The organism is Microcoleus vaginatus FACHB-2002 (assembly GCF_040004035.1).
Classification (GTDB): Bacteria; Cyanobacteriota; Cyanobacteriia; order Cyanobacteriales; family Microcoleaceae; genus Microcoleus; species Microcoleus vaginatus_C.
Window position 1 is genome coordinate 94,175 of record NZ_JAMPLN010000022.1, and the last position, 20,166, is coordinate 114,340.

The 20,166-nt window shown below is 46.6% G+C and carries 9 protein-coding genes and 1 tRNA gene; 8 read left to right on the plus strand and 2 right to left on the minus strand.

The genetic code is table 11. The annotated features are described in order from the left end of the window. Nucleotides 1-328: 328 nt before the first annotated feature. The 3 genes from NDI35_RS19005 to NDI35_RS19015 all read left to right on the plus strand — a co-directional run bounded on the left by NDI35_RS19005 (nucleotide 329) and on the right by NDI35_RS19015 (nucleotide 6,965). Nucleotides 329-3,664 carry a non-ribosomal peptide synthetase gene (locus NDI35_RS19005; protein ID WP_445314093.1) on the plus strand — a complete coding sequence of 1,112 codons (3,336 nt, stop codon included), beginning with the start codon at nucleotides 329-331 and terminating at the stop codon, nucleotides 3,662-3,664. A gap of 378 nt (nucleotides 3,665-4,042) precedes the next feature. Next, on the plus strand, nucleotides 4,043-5,140 hold the full coding sequence (locus tag NDI35_RS19010) for a sensor histidine kinase (protein ID WP_445314094.1): 1,098 nt from the start codon (nucleotides 4,043-4,045) through the stop codon (nucleotides 5,138-5,140). Nucleotides 5,141-5,528: 388 nt separating this feature from the next. Beyond that, on the plus strand, nucleotides 5,529-6,965 hold the full coding sequence (locus NDI35_RS19015) for a PepSY-associated TM helix domain-containing protein (protein ID WP_445314095.1): 1,437 nt from the start codon (nucleotides 5,529-5,531) through the stop codon (nucleotides 6,963-6,965). A gap of 283 nt (nucleotides 6,966-7,248) precedes the next feature. Here NDI35_RS19015 and NDI35_RS19020 read toward each other — a convergent pair whose 3' ends face one another. Beyond that, nucleotides 7,249-8,358, minus strand: a complete 1,110-nt coding sequence (locus NDI35_RS19020) for an alpha/beta fold hydrolase (protein ID WP_445314096.1) — start codon at nucleotides 8,356-8,358, stop codon at nucleotides 7,249-7,251. A gap of 154 nt (nucleotides 8,359-8,512) precedes the next feature. Here NDI35_RS19020 and NDI35_RS19025 point away from each other — a divergent pair, with 154 nt between their 5' ends. After that, entirely contained in the window at nucleotides 8,513-13,459 is a 4,947-nt protein-coding gene (locus NDI35_RS19025; RefSeq protein ID WP_445314097.1) for a non-ribosomal peptide synthetase, read from the plus strand. 2 nt (nucleotides 13,460-13,461) lie between these two features. Next, a complete protein-coding gene (locus tag NDI35_RS19030; protein ID WP_445314098.1) occupies nucleotides 13,462-17,571 on the plus strand; it encodes a non-ribosomal peptide synthetase in 4,110 nt (1,369 codons plus the stop codon). A gap of 253 nt (nucleotides 17,572-17,824) precedes the next feature. On the opposite strand, the gene NDI35_RS19035 is transcribed toward NDI35_RS19030, so the two are convergent. Next, nucleotides 17,825-19,198 (minus strand): inorganic phosphate transporter, encoded by a 1,374-nt coding sequence (locus NDI35_RS19035; protein ID WP_445314099.1) that lies wholly within the window; start codon nucleotides 19,196-19,198, stop codon nucleotides 17,825-17,827. A gap of 67 nt (nucleotides 19,199-19,265) precedes the next feature. Here NDI35_RS19035 and rplS point away from each other — a divergent pair, with 67 nt between their 5' ends. The 3 genes from rplS (at nucleotide 19,266) to NDI35_RS19050 (ending at nucleotide 20,036) form a co-directional block, all read left to right on the plus strand. After that, nucleotides 19,266-19,649: a 50S ribosomal protein L19 gene (gene rplS / locus NDI35_RS19040; protein WP_242721249.1), complete on the plus strand. Its 384-nt coding sequence runs from the start codon at nucleotides 19,266-19,268 to the stop codon at nucleotides 19,647-19,649. Between the two features lie 134 nt (nucleotides 19,650-19,783). Further along, nucleotides 19,784-19,856 (plus strand) — tRNA-Trp (locus NDI35_RS19045). Further along, nucleotides 19,827-20,036: a hypothetical protein gene (locus NDI35_RS19050; protein WP_333054361.1), complete on the plus strand. Its 210-nt coding sequence runs from the start codon at nucleotides 19,827-19,829 to the stop codon at nucleotides 20,034-20,036. Before NDI35_RS19045 ends, NDI35_RS19050 begins: the two co-directional genes overlap by 30 nt. The last annotated feature ends 130 nt before the right edge of the window (nucleotides 20,037-20,166 follow it).

The following is a 20,166-nucleotide window of genomic DNA, read 5'->3' on the forward strand; positions in this document are numbered from 1 at the left end:
ACTACAGCGTGACCTCTCCACCGATTGCTCCCGGTAATTCTCGCATCTAACTCACCCGATTGCACCCGAATCACAAGCCTAACACTCGGTTGAGCGACTAAATTTGATTGGGGGGTGGCACTCCTAGCCCCTCAACGGATAACTTGATCCTGCGGCCAGAAATCCGGTTTCTTTTGCCCGCCTTTCTGCCGCACTCGCACACCCAGGTTTATGATTTTAAAAGTTCCGATCTTTTGCTCGCGAAAGTTTTAAGAGGCGATCGCACCCTCAAAAAGCCACCCCGCGCCATCAAAAAATTAACACATCCCATCCCCTAAGAGCAACAGATATGGCATCCGAAATTTATGACAATTCCTTTACAAACGATGTAGAAAGACTGAATATTTCTGAGGATGCGGAAGTGTGTGTCTTTCCGGCATCATTTGCCCAGCAGCGCTTGTGGTTTCTCGACCAATTCGCACCGGAAAACCCTTTCTATAATGTAGTAACAGCACTGCGCTTAACTGGTTCCCTGAACTTAACAGCCTTAGAGCAAACCTTCAACGAAATAGTGCAGCGGCACGAAACTTTGCGAACCACTTTTGCCGCGGTATCAGGGCAACCAGTGCAGATAATCTCTTCCGCTTTAAAGACTAATTTACAACTATTAGAACTGCAACATTTGCCGCCCGAACAACGCCACACAGAAGCAAAGAAACTCTCCGCAGCAGAATCTCTTCGCCCTTTCAATTTATCCACCGGGCCGTTGATGCGAGTCACCATCCTGCGGCTGACAGAGACCGAGCATATTCTATTGCTAAATATGCACCACATAGCCTCCGATGATTGGTCGATCGGGGTACTAATTCGAGAACTGGAGGCTATCTATACAGCTTTGATAAATCAACAGCCATCTCCCCTCCCAGAATTATCACTTCAATATGCCGACTTTGCCGAGTGGCAGCGCGAATGGCTGCAAGGTGAAGTATTAGAAACTCAGCTTGCTTATTGGCGGCAGCAATTGCACTGGATTTCTGTGTTAAATTTGCCGACCGATCGCCCTGCACCAGCTATGCAAAATTATCGGGGAAAAACTCAATATTTAGAACTGCCGAAAAAGCTGAAAAACGCACTTGTAGCGCTCTCGCAGCGAGAAGGAGCGACTTTATTTATGACACTGCTCGCAGCATTTCAAACTTTACTTTACCGTTACTCGCAACAAGAAGATATTGTTGTAGGTTCGCCGATCGCCAATCGCAACCGCAGCGAAATAGAAACATTAATCGGTTTTTTTGTCAATACTTTAGTGCTGCGAACAGACTGCTCGGGAAACCCGACATTTCGAGATTTTTTGGGCCGGGTGCGAGAAGTAACCCTGGGAGCTTATGCTCACCAAGATTTGCCTTTTGAGAAGCTAGTCGAGGAATTGCACCCAGAGCGATCGTTGAATCGCCACCCGCTGTTTCAGGTGGTATTCGGGCTACAAAATGGGCCTGTGGACGAGCTAGAATTGCCAGAATTAAAGTTGAGTTCTTTTCATTTGGAGACTCAAACAACCCGCTTTGATTTAGAGCTGCATTTGTGGGAAGCTTCGGATAAGTTTAGGAACAGATATGGCGAACAGTGGGAAGATTCGGAAGGGCTCCGAGGCGTAGCTGTGTACAATACAGATTTATTTGATGAAGTTACGATCGCCCGAATGCTGAGGCATTTTAAAACGCTGCTGGAAAGCATTGTGGCTAATCCAGAACAAAGAATTGCTAACTTACCTTTATTGAGCGAGGATGAAGTGAATCAATTATTCAGAGAATGGAACGATACTCGGACAGATTATCCTCACAATAAGTGCATTCATCAGTTATTTGAAGAGCGAGCCCGGCAGCATTTGGAGGATGTCGCCTTAACTTTCGACAGCCAGCACCTCACTTACAGAGAACTCAACAGTCGCAGCAACCAACTGGCGAGTTACCTACAAAAAAAGGGCGTCGCGGCGGAGGTTTTAGTGGGGCTTTGTGCAGAGCGATCGATCGACCTAATTGTCGGGATGTTGGCTATACTGAAAGCGGGAGGAGCTTACCTACCGTTAGATCCGAGCTATCCGCGCGATCGGCTAAACTTGATGCTGGAAGATGCTCGAGTTAAAGTCTTGCTAATTCAAGATAAATTGATTGAGAATTTCCGAGACTTCTCAAACTCGGTGATTTACTTCGATCGCGACTGGGAAGACATAGCCAAAGAAAGCGCCGAAAATCCTGCCAACACAGTAACAGCAGACAACCTAGCTTACGTTATTTACACATCTGGCTCAACAGGAAAACCCAAGGGAGTTGCTGTCACCCACAAAGCAGTAAATCGGCTGGTACTCAACACCAACTATATAAAAATAGAACCTACCGATAAAATTGCCCAAGCATCAAACGCTTCATTCGATGCAGCCACATTCGAGATTTGGGGAGCCTTGCTTAACGGCGCTCAACTCGTGGGAATTAGCACAAATATTACCCTTTCGCCTCACGATTTAGCTTTAGAACTGCGCCAACAAGGCATCACCGTCTTGTTTTTAACAACTGCCTTATTTCAACAAATTGCTAGAGTTTTACCGCAAGCTTTTAATTCGCTGCGCTGCTTGCTGTTTGGCGGAGAAGCGGTCGATATAAGATGGGTTAAAAAAATTCTCAAACAAAATCCAACCACTAAATTAATTCACGTTTACGGGCCTACAGAAAATACCACATTTTCGGCTTATTATTGCGTGCAAGACGTACCCGAAACCGCAACATCTATCCCCATAGGCCGCCCGATCGCCAACACGCAAATTTATCTCCTCGATGCGGATTTGCAGCCGGTGGCGATCGGTGTTATAGGTCAATTGTACCTCGGCGGTGACGGATTGGCGAAAGGCTACCTCAACCAGCCAGATTTAACGGCGGCTGCATTCATTCCTAATCCTTTTAGCAATAAATCTGGTTCGTGTCTTTATAAAACAGGTGATTTAGGTCGCTATTGGGTTGACGGCAACATCGAGTTTTTAGGTCGCATTGACGACCAAGTAAAAATTCGCGGCTACCGCATCGAATTGGGAGAAATTGAAGCGGCTTTGTGCCAGCATCCACAAGTGCGCGAAGCAGTAGTAATTGTGAGGGAAGACATCCCAGGCGATAAACATTTGGTAGCTTATGTTATTCCTGACGGCATCGATGAAAAATTAGAAATTCCCAATCTCAAGTCAAGTGACTTGCGCCAATTTTTGAAAGAAAAGTTACCAGGATATATGGTTCCTGCAACTTATGCAGTGTTGGAGAATATGCCGCTGACGCCTAATGGCAAAGTAGACCGCCGCGCCTTGCCTGATATAGATACAGACAGCGAGGATATAACAGAAAATTATGTAGCGCCTCGGACTGATCTCGAAAAGGCGATCGGGAAAATTTGGGCTAAAGTTTTGGGAAAACAGCAGGTTAGTATCTACGATAATTTCTTTGAACTAGGCGGGCATTCCCTGCTAGCAACTCAGTTGATTTCTCGCATCCGAGACGCTTTGCAAGTTGAGTTATCGGTCAGCAGTTTGTTTGAGGCTCCGACTGTGGCGAGTCTGGTAAAATACATTGAGACAATGCGCTGGGCTGCGAAAGGTTTGGATACTTTCAGAACCGACGAAAATGAGCGCGAAGATGTGGAATTTTAAGGCCTTACATAATTGGGGGATGATTTTGATTGTTTTGTGGAATTGGCATCTGCCCTGTCGGTAGAAATTACCGCAATGGGAACTGATATTCAAGCCTGCTTCACGAGGAGATTTATACCTGTTACTTGCTAACCTTTTAGGATCGCGAATTAAATAATTTACACAAGTTTGTGGGGAGTAGGGGTTGGACACTCTTAGCCCGCCCTTTCTGGACGGGCGGGACGCCCATCCCACAAGAACCATCAAAATTCTAAGTTATTTAATTCTCATTCCTTAGAGGCTGAGGCGGCTTATATACTTGCAAAACTGCTTGCGGGGCATTACAAATAAGGGAGAAAATCTTCTCTCAACAGCCACTCATCCAGAAAATCAAAAACGATGTCCAACCAAGCGTCTGACCGTCTTAAACAAAATTCTGAAAAAATTATGCGGATGTGGGAGAAGCGGGCGCGTGATGAAGTCGGTGCATCAACGCATCAAAATTCTCTTGTCTTGCAAGATTCCCTACCTCTGTACTTAAACCAACTGGTAGATGAACTCTCAAACAGAATTGTCAGGACATCTGCCCGAATCACAGCCGACGAGGTAGAAAGTACGCGGATTGGCAAGCTGCATGGGCAGGAACGGGCGGGGTATGCTGACTACTCTATCACTCAACTCATTTTCGAGTATCACCTCCTCCGTCAAGTAATATTTCAAGTTTTAGAAGAAGAAGCACCTTTAGGAGTGCAGGATAGAGACATTATTATCGGCTCCATTGAGCAAGCCGTTAATGACGCGGCCACTCAATTTTCCGAAACGCTGCGAGATATTCAAGAACTATTTATGGTGACGCTAACTCACGACCTCAGAAATCCCATCAATGTCGTAAAAATGGGAACTCAACTAACTCTGCGGCGGCTTGAACGAGGAGACAGCCATATCGATGTGGCGGCGAGGATGCTCAGTGCGATCAATCGGCTGGATTCGATGATTCAAAATCTGCTTGATGCGAGTCGGCTGCGGGCAGGGCAGAGCTTAAAGATTGAATTTGATGAATGCGATTTTGTGATGCTAGTCCAAGAGGTGGTAGAAGATTTGAGCTTCGCGTATGGAGAGCGGTTTGTTGTAGTCTCTGATTCTGATATGAGGACTTTTTGCAGCCGTAAAGAAATACGGCGGGTGATTGAAAATTTAGCAATTAACGCTGTGAAATATGGTGCGCCTAGTACGCCGATTACACTCACGCTCCAGCAAACTGAAACGCAGATCAGCCTTACTATCCATAATGAAGGCGATCCGATCGCCCTAGACGCTCAATCCATCCTCTTTCAACAATTTCGTCGAACCATCTGTGCCGAGGAGCAAACCGGCTGGGGATTAGGATTATTTTTAGCAAAGAGTATTATTGAAGCCCATAAAGGGACACTTGCGGTTGAAAGTGCAGAGGGCAAGGGGACAAGCTTTATTATCAATTTATCAAAGATTCTTCTTTAGTTCTGGACATTAAGACTAAGAATAAAAATATGGTATAAAATAATGCTCTTCCCCCTTTTTAAGGGGGTTAGGGAGGTTCTCCTGGTCAATAAAACACGCCCTAGTCGAAGCAATTTCAATATTTTTACTTTAGGGATAAATAAACATTCTCAAACCCTGATGGAGTAAATATTGAGCATCGCTTATGCTAAAAAAAGATAGGCAGCCTTAATTAAACGGTATTGCAATATACTGGTCTTTAGTTACTTTCCCTGTTGAATAAATTTTCATCATGATTACTGACGGCTAAAAACTTCAGAAGCAGCAACTCTGTTTAACAGCCCGTCTTTTGACATTTTTCATACTTGTGTAGCATAATAATTTTTTCTCGATATTTTGGCAAACGACAATGAGTAAATTGAACAGCGTTTTGAAGCCTTCACTGGTTGCTGAACATCCCAGTAATCGTTTTCATCGCACCGTTTGGCGATGGCACTTCTATGCAGGCTTGTTTGTTATTCCTTTCATGCTGATTTTGTCAATCACAGGCATCATTTACCTGTTTAAACCGCAATTAGATGCTGCGATGTATCACCAGAATATGTTTGTGCAGCCTGCGGATGTGGTGATGCCTTATACTCAACAGGTGGCAGTTGTTCAACAAACTTATCCTCATGCCAAAGTAACAAAATTTACGCCGAGCGTTGCGTCTAATCGTAGTGCTGAAGTGACGATCGCGACTAAAGATGAAAAAACATTAGCCGTTTTCGTGAATCCTTATACGGCTAAGATTTTAGGCGATCGCGATGAAAACAATAATCTCCAAGCGATCGCACGCAAGATTCACGGCGAACTGATGATCGGAAAATTGGGAGATTATTTAGTAGAGCTTGCTTCCTGTTGGGGGCTTGTGCTGCTGATTACGGGATTGTATCTGTGGTTGCCTCGCGGCAAAGTAAATTTTTTAGGAACATTAATTCCGCGTCTGTGGAGTCAGAATAAGCGGGTATTTTGGCGGGACTTACACGCCGTTTCGGGATTTTATGGGGTATTGCTAATTGGCTTCCTCATCCTCAGTGGACTACCCTGGACAGGTTTTTGGGGAGATACCTTCGCTCGTTTGTCGAACTACTACCCTGCACAAATGCGGGATAACGTGCCTCAATCGACAACACTCACAGGCTCCCTCAATCAGCAGGGCAATCAAGTTGTGCCTTGGGCAGTAGAGCAATTACCAATTCCTAAATCGAGTACGCCTAGATATGAGCATCATTCAGGACACAACGAAGTTATCGAGCGAACTCTTGCTGATACGTCCGTAAATCTAGATTCTGTTGTAAATTTAGCTCAAGCCAAAGGCGCACCCCCTGGATTTAGTGTTAGTTTTCCAGAATCCAAAACGGGTGTGTATACGGTTTCGGCATTTCCAAATAATCCGGCGCAAGAAATCACTTTGCACATCGATCAATACAGTGGCAAAGTATTAGCAGATGTGCGATGGAAGGATTACGGGTTAGTACCCAAAGTCGTATCAATGGGAATTTCAATTCACATGGGAAAATATTTTGGATTGAGCAATCAACTACTGATGTTGTTTGCATCCTTAATTTTGATTGTGCTTTCAGTCAGTGGTACAGTGATGTGGTGGCAGCGTCGTCCGAAAGGGACGGGTTGGCTCGGTGCGCCTGCAATGCCCACCCATGTTCAGGGATCGAAAGTGCCACTCGCAATCGTTGCTGTTTTAGGGATTGCCTTCCCGCTTGTAGGACTTTCACTCGTCACCGTTCTGCTGTTGGATTATTTCGTGTTGGCTCGTATTCCTGCCCTGAAGCGCATTTTCAGTTAAATGTGGGAGGGTGACAAAGAGGTCTAGGAACTAGACCGAATCAGTGCGTAGGTTGGGCCCGGAGGGAACGAACCCTCTGTGTCACTCCGCCCAACATTTTCGCTACAATAGACCTCTTGCAAAAATAATTAGGACGGGCTCTCCGGCCCATCCCACAAGAGTTATTTTTTCTTGTGAGATGGGCCGGAGAGCCCGTCCCATTAATTGAGGAAAAGGATTTTTGCAAGAGGTCTAATTTTCCTTAACCCAAGCGTATTGAAATATGGTGCGCCTAGTACGCCGATTACACTATTTCAGTGCAGAATGCCCTGACAGCTTCTGCAAACTGCTGGTTGTGCTCGATTAATGCCATGTGTCCTCCTTTCTGTATAGTAACTAGCTCTGCTTGAGGTAATTCTGCTTTCATTCGCAGGCTAGCTGGGGGCGTAGTGGCGATATCTGAATCGCCGCAGATCACCAACACAGGAATGTCAATCGATCGCAAAGTTTTTGTTTCATCAAATTTGAGCATTCCCAGTGTGCCGCGAGCGAGAACGCCGGGAGAACCCAAGGCTGATAATAAAGCTGAGAACTCTAATTGACCGCGTGTTTCAGTGCCTTTAAATCCCGATAATTCTACACTGATGTGCAGTGAACCATTGAGATAGCTCAGCCAAGTCATTCCCCACATAATTGGTTCAAGAGCTATGGTGAGGTAGAGCAGAGGTTGGAGCAGCGGCTTTTGCAAAGCGCGTAATAAACCGCTAAAAATAGCGGTTTTGAGGGGATTAGTATAAGTCGTATCTACCAGAATTAAACCAGCTACTCGACTACCGAGAAGTTCTGGAAAAAGCCGACTGAAGGTTAGAGAAATCATGCCGCCCATGCTATGTCCGAGTAGGATAACAGGTTTAGTTCCTGCTATGGCAATGACGGCTTCGAGATCGCGGGCAAATTTTTCTAGGGAGTAGTCGCTGTTTTTTGGTCTAGTGGATTTTCCCAGACCTGGAAGATCCCAAACAATCACTCGGAAGCGATCGGTTAGTTGCCGTTTCGCGTAATACCAAACCATACTGTTCGGCCCCCAACCGTGCGAGAGGATAATCGGCTGTCCGTCCTCTGGGCCGTAGAATTCTACTTGTAAAATGGTGCCATCAGGCCTCTCTACCCGCTGAACCGTACCCGTCCGCGTCGGCTTCGGTTCGTCAGCACCGGGGCGGCGGAACAGCGGCAAACTGATAAAGCGGCCGCCAACAGACCAAAGAAGCATCAACACTCCGCTGACTAAGTAGGAAATCCCTACAAGTTCGCCGATGTACCATTCGTAAATAATGTATATACCTCCGCCAAGTACCCCGATGGACAGCAGTCCTACCAGCCATAGGAACAGGAAATTGAAGGGCATGAACGGCATAAGCTGAAACCTTGGGTAGAATTTGGGTTGCGGATTCAAACAGAATCATACTCAGGTTAGGCCACAGTAAGCAAGCGGTAAGTTAAGCTCTTAATTTGTGCGCTGGTAGAATTTATTTTATTGATGTGCCCAAGTAATGACAGGATGACTCAAAATGCCCGAGCCAAAAATATCGAGTTCATCGCCAAATGCAAGAGATTCTGTCACGGTGGAGTTAGTTGAGTTTTTATCTTACCTTCGCAGTCTAGATATTAATATTTTTGTTGAGGGCGAGATCCTGCGCTGCAACGCTCCCGAAGGAATTCTTACACCCGAACTGCGCGCCGAAATTTCTCAGAAAAAAGCCGAAATAGTTTCATTTTTAAAAGCAGCTAATCGTACTTCTAGTTTCACTCCTACACCGATTGTTCCTATGGGGCGGGACGGAAATCAACCGCTTTCCTTTGCACAGCAGCGCTTGTGGTTTCTCGACCAATTAGTACCCAACAATCCTTTTTATAATGTTCCTGCAGCATTGCGTTTGACAGGTTGGCTCAATTTTTCGGCGCTGCAACAAACCTTCAATGAAATTGTGCGCCGCCACGAAGCTTTACGCACGACTTTAGCAGTAGTTTCGGGGCAACCAGTTCAGAGAATAGCTGCTGCTTTCCACCTCCCGATTAATGTAGTGGACTTGCGAAACTTGCCAAAGGAATCTCGACAAAATGAAGCAAACAGGCTCACCGCTGAGGAAGCTCAACGCTCTTTCAATTTGTCCAATGACTTGTTGCTGCGAGTCACATTATTGCAGTTAGATGATGCCGAATATTTACTAATGCTGAATATGCACCACATTGTCTCCGATGGTTGGTCTATCGGAGTGCTAATTCAGGAATTAGGCGCACTTTACACGGCCTTTGCTAGCGAAAAACCTTCGCCTTTACCGGCTTTGTCGATCCAGTATGCTGATTTTGCAAAATGGCAGCGCGAATGGCTGCAAGGGGAAGTTTTAGAAACGCAGCTTGCTTACTGGCGACAGCAGTTAAACGGCATTTCTATGCTAAATTTGCCTGCGGATCGACCCAGGCCAGCAATTCAAAGTTACCGAGGCAAAAGGCAATTTTTGCAACTGCCAAAACAACTGAGCGAGGCTTTAGAAACCTTGAGCCAGCGCGAAGGAGTGACGCTGTTTATGACTATGCTGGCAGCTTTTAAAACGTTGCTTTACCATTACGCCCAGCAAGAAGATATTGTTGTAGGTTCGCCGATCGCCAATCGCAACCGCAGTGAAATTGAAGCATTAATCGGGTTTTTTGTCAACAGTTTGGTGCTGCGTACAGATTTGTCGGGAAATCCAACTTTTCGGGAACTTTTAAACCGAGTCAAAGAGGTAGCATTAGGAGCTTACGCTCACCAAGATTTGCCGTTTGAGAAGTTAGTAGAAGAACTGCACCCCGATCGCGCGTTGAACCAAAATCCCTTATTTCAGGTGGCGTTTGCGCTGCAAAACGCGCCGGGGAATGGGTTAGAATTGCCAGAATTAACACTGAGCCCGCAGCAGTTAGATGTGGGTACAGCGCGGTTTGATTTGGAGTTTCATTTGTGGGAGCGATCGCCCAACAGTTCGGGAAGCAACCAATCGCCCAGCAATAAGCTGTGGGTTGATAGCTCGGAGGGTATCAGCGGCATGGTTATTTACAGCGCCGATTTATTTGATGAAGCTACGATTACCCGCCTGATCGGGCATTTTCAAGCCTTGTTAGAAAGCATTGTGACAAATCCCCAACAGCGAATTGCCAACTTGCAATATTTGAGCGCAAAAGAGCGCGCTCATTTGTTAGTTGAATGCAACAATACTCAGGCGGATTATCCGCAAAATTTGTGCATCCATCAGCTATTTGAAATGCAGGCCGATCGGACACCGGATGCTGTGGCGCTGGTATTTGGAGAGGAGCGAGTCACCTATCGAGAGCTAAATCTCCGCAGCAACCAACTAGCACGTTATTTGCAAAAAATTGGGGTTGGGGCGGAAGTTTTAGTCGGGCTTTGCTGCGGGCGATCGCTCGATCTGATCGTGGGGATGTTGGGTATCCTGAAAGCGGGAGGAGCTTACTTAATTTTAGATCCGAGCTATCCTGCTGAGCGATCGAGCTTTATGGTAAAAGATGCTCAAGTGTCAGTATTGCTTACCCGCCAGGGAATAAATTCCCTGTCTAATAGCGAAAGTCGTCTAAAGACGACTGAAGGAGGACAAGTTTCCAGTCGGCTTCAGCCGACTTCAGCTATGAGCCAGGGAATTTATTCCCTGGTGGATGATGGCGAAGTGCAAAATTTAGAAACACAGTCAGATGATAAAATTCACCATCCAAGGGTTGTTTTTCTAGACACAGACTGGGAGATGATTTCCCAAGAAATCGCCGACAATCCCACCAGCGCAGTCACAGCCGAAAATCTGGTTTACGCGATTTACACCTCCGGGTCCACGGGAAAGCCGAAAGGAGTGGAAATTGAGCACGGGAGCTTGTTAAATCTCGTTTTTTGGCATCAAAGAGAGTTTGGGGTGTCAGCGGGCGATCGAGCAACGCAAATTGCAGCGATCGGCTTTGATGCTTGCGGGTGGGAAATTTGGCCTTATCTCGCCGCCGGAGCTAGCATCTACTTTCCAGAAGATGACATCAGGCGAGATCCTGAAAAACTGCAAAACTGGTTAGTATCAAAAGCAATCACAATTAGCTTTTTGCCAACACCTTTAGCCGAGAAAGTTTTGCTCTTAGATTGGCCTCAAACAACAGCGTTGCGAATCTTGCTCACAGGCGGCGAAAAACTGCAACAACATCCTTTAAAATCCCATCCATTTAAGCTACTAAATAATTACGGCCCAACCGAAAACACCGTCGTTACAACTTCCGGTTATATTCCTCTAACAGAGCAAACAGACATCGCCCCGACAATTGGCCGCCCGATTGCTAACACTCAACTCTACATATTAAACAAATATTTGCAGCCAGTGGCGATCGGCGTTATTGGCGAATTGTACATCGGCGGAAACGGACTCGCTCGCGGCTACCTCAACCGCCCAGATTTAACCGCACAAAGCTTTATTGTCAATCCTTTTAAACCAAATTCAGCAGAGCGAATTTACAAAACCGGCGACTTAGTGCGCTACAGAGCCGATCGCAACCTTGAATTTTTAGGACGCATTGACGAACAAGTAAAAATTCGCGGTTTCCGCATCGAATTAGGAGAAATCGAGACAGTATTAACTCAACATCCGGCGGTGCAGCAAACTGTAGCAATAGCTTCGGAAGATGGACAGGGAGATAAACGTTTAGTAGCTTATATTGCCCTGAATGCACAATATAGCAGTGCCAGCGAAAAAAACCAAATAATGCAATTGCAGGACGAACAGGTTTTGCAGTGGCAAATGCTCTACAATGAAACTTACAATCAACCTGCTGTTGACTCAGATCCAACATTTAATATTGTCGGCTGGAATAGCAGTTATACTAATCAGCCAATCCCAGCAGAACAGATGCGCGACTGGGCGAACAATCAAGCCGCCCAAATTTTAGCTTTGCAGCCTAGCCGAGTGTTAGAAATTGGCTGCGGCACAGGTTTGTTGCTGTTCCAAATTGCCTCTCGCTGCACTCAATATTGCGGAACAGACTTTTCACCTATTTCGCTAAACTATATTCGGCAGCACTTGGCAAATCAAGAATTAGCTAATGTAACGCTGCTTCAGAAAATGGCGACAGACTTTGAAGGAGTAGAGACAGCAGCTTTTGACGCAGTAATTCTCAACTCTGTGGTGCAATATTTCCCGAATATCGACTATCTCGTGCAGGTGCTAGAAGGTGCGGTGAAAGCAACTGCCCCCGGCGGCTTTATATTCATCGGAGATGTCCGCAGCTTGCCGTTGCTGGCAGCTTTTCACGCTTCGGTACAACTGTATCAAGCCGAACCTTCTCTCGCTGGCGAACAGTTGCAGCAGCGAGTACAAATGCAAATTTTTCAAGAAACAGAGTTAGTTATTGAACCAGATTTTTTTAGCGCATTAAAGCACCGTTTTCCGCAGATTGGCGGCGTAGAGATTCAATTAATTCGCGGTAGTTATCACAATGAGTTAACTAATTTTCGGTACAATGCTATTTTGCATATTGCGTCGGAAACAGCACGCCCAGAATCATCGCCAAAAGGGGAGTGGGGCACAGAAAAACGGCTGGATTGGTTGGAGGAAAATCCGAATCAGACTCTTACCACGGTGCAACAAATATTATTGCAAAATCAACTCGATGTTTTAAGAATTGCTAATGTGCCTAATGCGCGGGTAATGGCAGCAGTTAAGGCGGCAGAATTGCTGTCTGTTGTCGATAAATTTCCAACAGCAGGTCTGTTGCAGAAAGCCGTGGAAAAAGTCGAGAATTTAGGAGTAGATCCCGAAGCGTGGTATGCTTTAGAAGTTCCGTATAATGTTAATATTAGTTGGTCTAATTCCGACAGTCAAGGGCGCTACGATGTAGTGTTTGCACGGGGCGAAATTAGAGATTTTGTGCAAGAAACCAGAAGCGATAACTTGCGTCCTTGGCGCTCTTATGCTAACAATCCCTTACAAGGTAAAGTAGCACGGAAATTAGTGCCACAGTTGCAGGCTTATCTAGCAGAAAAACTGCCGGAATATATGGTTCCGTCGGCTTTTGTGGTGCTGGAGTCGCTACCTGTGACGGCTAACGGAAAGGTCGATCGCCTCGCTTTGCCTGCACCGCAGCCGATTAAGTTAGAATGGGCTGGCGGTTATGTTGCGCCTCATACTTCTATTGAGGAAGTTTTAGTGAAAATTTGGGCTGAGGTTTTGGGGATAAAGCGAGTGGGTATCCGGGACAATTTTTTTGAATTAGGAGGCCATTCGCTGCTGGCGACTCAGCTTGTTTCTAGAGTGCGAGATGCTTTCGGGGTAGAGTTGCCTTTACGCAGCGTTTTTGAAGCACCGACAATCGGAGAATTGTCTAAGATTGTTGAGAATTTAAAAGATAAGAATGCTAAAAGTGGGGCTCCGGCTTTAGTGGCGATTTCGCGCGATAGTCGGCGGAGGAAGCTATCATCTTTTAATCAAGAAATTAAATAAAAATGAGCGCTGTTGAACAGGGTACACTTTCGATAAATATGCAGCAAGAAACAGATGTTTTCGTCTTCCCCGCATCATTTGCCCAGCAGCGGCTTTGGTTCCTCAATCAATTAGCACCGGGCAATCCTTTCTACAATGTCTCAACAGCACTCCGCTTAACAGGTTCCCTCCACTTAAGATCCTTAGAGCAAACCTTCAACGAAATTGTGCAGCGGCACGAAACTTTACGCACCACTTTTACGCTTTTGGAAGGGGAACTGGTACAAATTATTGCTCCCATTTTAACCGTATCCCTCCCCACAATTGACTTACAAAATCTCTCGCCAACTCAGCAGGAAACCGCAGCACTGCAACTCGCAACCGATGCAGCACAATGCCCTTTCGATTTAGCCGCCGGGCCGTTATTCAAAGTAACGCTGTTACAACTCAGTGAAACAGAACATATATTGTTGCTGAATTTACATCATATTGTGGCTGATGGTTGGTCTATTGGAGTGCTAATTCGAGAGCTGGGAACGCTCTACACAGCCTTTGTAAAAAATGGGATCTCGCACTTACCAGCACTGCCCGTGCAGTACGCCGACTTTGCAGAATGGCAGCACCAATGGTTGCAGGGCGAAGTATTAGAAACCCAGTTAGCTTATTGGCGGCAGCAGTTAAACGGAATTACCACACTCAATCTACCAACAGACAGGCAAAGACCAGCCGTTCCCTCCTACCGCGGCGCCAAACAATTTATAACACTATCACCTGCTTTGAGCGAGGCGCTAAAGTCATTGAGCCAGCAAGAAAGCGCGACTTTATTTATCACTCTACTGGCCGCTTTTCAAACTTTGCTGTACCGCTATACAGGACAAGTAGATATTGCAGTAGGAACGCCGATCGCCAATCGCAACCAGAGCGAAATAGAAGCATTAATCGGTTTTTTTGTCAACAGTTTAGTGCTGCGTGCAGATTTATCAGGAAACCCAACTTTTCGGGAACTATTGCATCGGGTAAAAAAGGTAGCAATGGCAGCCTACGCCCACCAAGATTTGCCCTTCGAGAAGTTGGTTGAGGAAATGCACCCCGATCGCGAGTTGAGCCGCAACCCCCTATTTCAAGTTAGTTTCAGCCTGCAAAACACTCCTGTAGCAGCGCTAGAATTGCCGGGAATTGCTTTCGAGGCGATCGACTTTGACGCGGGAACCGCCAAGCTAGATTTAGAGTGCCACTTGTGGGAAGATGCAGGAAGTATTCAAGGGCAATTTGTCTACAGCACAGACTTATTTGATAGCGCTACAATTGCGCGCATGGCGGGACATTTCCAAACGCTGCTCGAAGCCATTGTTGCCAATTCCAAACAGCACCTCAGCGACTTGGCTTTGCTGACAGCGCCAGAATACCAGCAATTATTAATCGATTGGAATGACACTCAGAGAGATTATCCGCAAAACCAGTGTTTCCATCAGCTATTTGAAGAGCAAGTCGCGCTAACGCCCGATGCTGTTGCCGCCGTCTTTGAAAACCAGCACTTAACCTACCGCCAACTCAACAGCCGCGCCAACCAACTTGCACGTTACTTGCAGCAATTGGGAGCAGCACCAGAAGTTTTAGTGGGCCTTTGTGTAGAACGTTCCTTAGATGCGATCGTCGGATTGCTAGGCATTATCAAAGCAGGCGCAGCCTACCTGCCTTTAGATCCAACTTATCCTCAAGAGCGGCTTAACTTCATGTTAGAAGATGCTCAGGTGTCGATTTTGGTAACTCAGCAGCACTTAGCCCAAAACTTGACGCAGCCGGAAAATAACGGAGTTTTTTCAGTAGTATGTTTGGACTCCGACAGAGAAATTATCGCCCGACAAAGCTCCAAAAACCCAACTATAAAAATCCTCCCAGAAAACCTAGCCTACGTGATTTACACATCTGGTTCAACCGGAAAACCCAAAGGCGTTTTAATCGAACATCGGGGACTCTACAACTTAGCCCTAGCTCAAATAGAAGCTTTTAACTTAAACTCAAATCACCGCATTTTGCAATTCGCCTCCCTGAGTTTTGATGCCTCAATCTTTGAGATTGTCATGGCCTTGGGGACGGGAGCAACACTTTATTGTGCCAAGAAAGAATCTTTGTTGCCCGGACAAACATTAATCCAATTTTTGCAGGACAATGCTATTACCCACGCTACCCTCCCGCCCTCGCTGCTAGCTGTCCTTCCAAACGCCGAACTTCCGGCACTGCAAACAATCATTTGTGCTGGCGAATCTTGTTCCCCGAATATTGTTAAACGCTGGGCTTCTGGGCGCAGATTTTTTAACGCTTACGGCCCTACAGAAGCGACTGTCTGGTCAAGTTTGGCCGAAATTGGCGATTCCCTGCGGGATAGCTTCGCTTCACGCAAAAAACCGCCCATCGGCCGCCCAATAGCTAACACTCAACTCTATATTTTAGATAAAAATTTACAGCCTGTACCCGTTGGAATTCCCGGTGAATTGTACATCGGCGGCAGCGGATTGGCGCGAGGCTACCTGAACCGCCCCGAATTAACCGCCCAGCGATTTATTGCTAATCCGTTTAGCCAGAAAGCAGGAGAACGAATTTATAAAACTGGTGACTTAGCTCGCTATTTTCCCGACGGCAATATTGAGTTTTTAGGTCGCACTGACGAACAGGTAAAAATTCGCGGTTATCGAATAGAATTGGGAGAAATTGAAGCGCTGCTGGTTCAGCATCCAGCAGTCAAAGAAACAGCGGCGGTTGCTGGGGATGATTTGTCGGGCAACAAACGCCTAGTTGCTTATGTCGTCCCCAACCACAATCAGACGATTAATCCTGTGGAAATACGCAATTTCCTCAAACAACAACTGCCCAATTACATGATTCCCAATGCTTTTGTGGCGATGGATTTTCTGCCCCTAACTCCCAATGGCAAAATCGACCGCCTGCGCCTACCTGCACCGGGAAATCTAACTAGCAATTCAATAGATAAAAGCTGCATTGCACCTCGCACACCAACCGAGTCAACCCTCGCCCAAATTTGGGCCACAATCCTCAACGCAGAGTGCGTTGGCATTCGCGATAACTTCTTCGATTTGGGTGGAGATTCCCTGCTGGCAATCCGCCTCATCAATGAGATTAACCAGCAATTTGAGCGCGAGTTGCCGCTGTCTGCTCTTTTTTTAAATCCGACAATTGAAGGTTTAGCCGATTCGCTATCTTCAGAAACAAATTCTCTGGAATGGTCGCCTTTAGTTGCAATTAAACCTCGCGGTAAAAATCCCCCGTTTTTCTGCGTCCATCCCATCTTTGGCGTGGTATTTCCTTATGTCGAATTAGCGTTTCAGCTAGGAGAAAATCAACCGTTTTACGGGCTGCAACCAAAGGGAATTGACGGCGAAAGTTCTCCGTTAACTAGCATTGAAGAGATGGCGACTGACTACATCGCAGCCTTGCGTACCGTTCAACCAAAAGGGCCTTATTTTTTAGGAGGCTGGTCTTTTGGAGGTTTGGTTGCTTTTGAGATGGCTCAACAGTTGCTCGCAGCGGGGGATGAAGTGGCTTTACTTGCTGTGCTGGATAATTTAGCGCCGGTTTCTGCTAACAAACCTTCTTTTTGGGACGGTTGCAAGTTTATTCTGACTACTGTTTCGCGCTCTATCTGGCCTTTTGTAGTAGATTATTTTCGCTTGGTGGCTGCTGCGGAAAATGTTCAATTTGGCGGTATTGCTGCCAGGTTTCCGAAATTAAATAAGATGCTTAATCTAATAGCTAATTTTTGGCATCGCTGGAATTGGAAACAGGCCGTTATGGTTAGCATCCTATCTCAGGAGTCAAAAGAACGGAGCTGGCGCGAGCTGGCAATTCCTTCGATGTTTACTGTATTTCAGGCTAACAGTCAAGCAACTATAAGCTATGTACCGAAAATTTATCCGCACCGAATTACTCTGTTTAGATCTAGGGAACAGCTAAGCATGAGTCATCAAGATCCGACTCTTGGCTGGAGCGAATTAACGACGGAAAAAGTAGAGGTAATTAGAGTTCCTGGGAATCACCTTACTATGTTGAGAAAGCCCAACGTTGAAGTGCTGGCTCAACAGCTAAAGCATTGCTTGGATCGGGAATTAAGTCATTGAGTGGCCCGCGTGCTGGTGTGCCGCCACCGGGTTTGATGTGCGAAAGCGCTATTAGTCCTGAATCTGATCTTCATCTGCGTGAATCAGCGTCAATCCCTTGTCATCTGCGGTTTACATTCTCTTTTTTTCACCGCAGATGAGGGCAGATAAACACAGATTAACGCAGATTAATTCAATCAATTCTGGTTGCAGCACCCATCCGTGATTGTTGACTGAGGACTGTTCTGAAATGCCTCAATCTAAAATCTAAAATCTAAAATTGCCCAATGGATTGCGCGATGCTGAAGATGATAGCACCCAAACCTGCTGCGATCGGAATTGTCACCAGCCAAGCGGAACCAATTGACAGCAAAGTTTCCAAGCGTACTGTTTTCCAAGCTTTGATCAGCCCGACTCCGACGACTGCACCGACTAAAGCGTGGGATGTGGAAACTGGCAAACCGAAGCGGGATGCTAGCAAGACTGTGGTGGCTGTGGCTAATTCCGCGCAAAATCCGCCGCTTGGTTGCAGTTGGATGATTTTTTCGCCGACTGTGGCAATTACATTTTTGCCCCAGATGGCTAAACCGATGACTATTCCTGCGCCTCCGACGACTAAAATCCACAGTGGTACGCTGAAATCGCCTGAGGGAAAGGAACCTGTGCGCCGGATGTAGGCGATCGCAGCTAGGGGAGCAACTGCATTTCCTACGTCGTTGGAACCGTGGGAGAATGCTACAAAACAGGCGCTCAAGACTTGAAATCTCGCCATTTGTTGCTCGATGAGAGAGTGGGGGAGTGTCGGAGTGGGGGACGAGTTTGTACTTGGGCCGAATCCCTTATCTCCTCTTCCTTCTTCCTTCTTCCTTCTTCCTTCTTCGTTCTCAACTGATTCTAATTTTTTCCAGCTATTGAGTGTCAGGGCGATCGCAGCTATTGCCCCGATGCCAATGACAATATCGTGAGTTGGAAGATTCCAGCCAAATCGATCGTGCGCTAGGGCGATCGCCCCTGTCTGCACCAAAGCGACATTCACAACAGACGGCAGTACAATTATCCCAAATACGCTCAGCATTGCTGCACTCAGCCAAGGTATCCACTCGCGCATTTGAGATAGAGGATCTGGCCGATCGAGAATCGAATACTTCACCACACTGTAAAATAGTGCGGCTAAAGCACCGCTGGCAACAGGTGTCGCCAGCCAAGTTAGGGAGATAGTGCCGATGGTTCGCCAATCAACTGCATTAATTCCGGCTGCAACACAGCTAAAACCCGCGATCGCGCCCACCACTGCATGGGATGAAGAAACCGGCAAACCTCGACTGGTAGCGATTTGCAGCCACAAGCCGCAAGCTATCAGCACTGACACCATCCCGATTAAAAATACTTGCGGTTGGGCAGCGAACACTTGTGCATTCACAACTCCTGTTGCGAGAGTTTCGGAAACTCCTTGGCCGAACAGCACTGCGCCGGAAAACTCCAGTATGCCTGCAACAATTATTGCCTGCCGCAGCGTTAGCGCCTTCGAGCCTACGGATGTCCCCATCGAGTTAGCGACATCGTTGGCCCCCAAGTTGGCGGCGACGTACAAGGCCAGTGCAGCCATTGCCCCTAGTTGCAGAAATACGACCCCAGAGGTATCTAACATAGAAATTTTTTGACATAAAACGGGCATTTCGATATATGATAAGGGATTGTGAGTTTTGGTAAATCCCATGAAAGGCGCAGAAATAATCCGTTCTATCGAAACGGAAGAAATAAATAGAGTCAAGCAAGAACTCAATAAACAAGTCCCCGAAATTTACGTGGGCGACACAGTGCGAGTCGGCGTAAGAATTAAAGAGGGTAACAAAGAACGGGTTCAGCCCTACGAAGGGACTGTGATTGCCATGCGTAACGGCGGGATTAATGAAACAATCACCGTCCGCCGCGTGTTTCAGGGCGTCGGCGTGGAACGGGTGTTTTTGATTCACTCGCCCCGCATCGCCACGATCCAAGTGATGCGCCGCGGGAAAGTCCGCAGAGCAAAACTTTACTACCTGCGCGATCGGGTGGGCAAAGCTACTCGCGTCAAACAGCGGTTCGATCGCTCCCTGTAGGAATGCACCCAGCTTTCCCTTGGTTCATGGTTCATGGGAAATTGAAAAATTTCAAAAAAAAGTTTCCCATTTACGAGCGCACTGTGTTAAAATAGAAATCTAGAGGTTAAGCGAATTTCAGCAACCTCACCTGTGCGCTCTTAGTTCAGTTGGTAGAACGCAGGTCTCCAAAACCTGATGTCGGGGGTTCAAGTCCTCCAGGGCGCGCTGAATCACCAAACATTAAATTCTGCCCGAAAGCGCCCGGACTATTGGCTGGCAACAGTCAAAACCGCAAACTTTCGGGTAGAATTAATTTTTGTGGGCGGTTCGCAAAAAATGCCATCAACAAATGCTCGGTGTGGCTTCTCGATCATCGGTTTCGGCGATCGGCATTTACGCCGTTGATTGGTTGGGCTTGTAAAAAAGTCGTGGCTTTAGATTTGAGATTTGGGACTTGGGCGTAAGTGGTTAGTGTCACAAAATCTGAGAGCCGCGGGCCACTCACACCATCTAAAATCTAAAATCTAAAATCTAA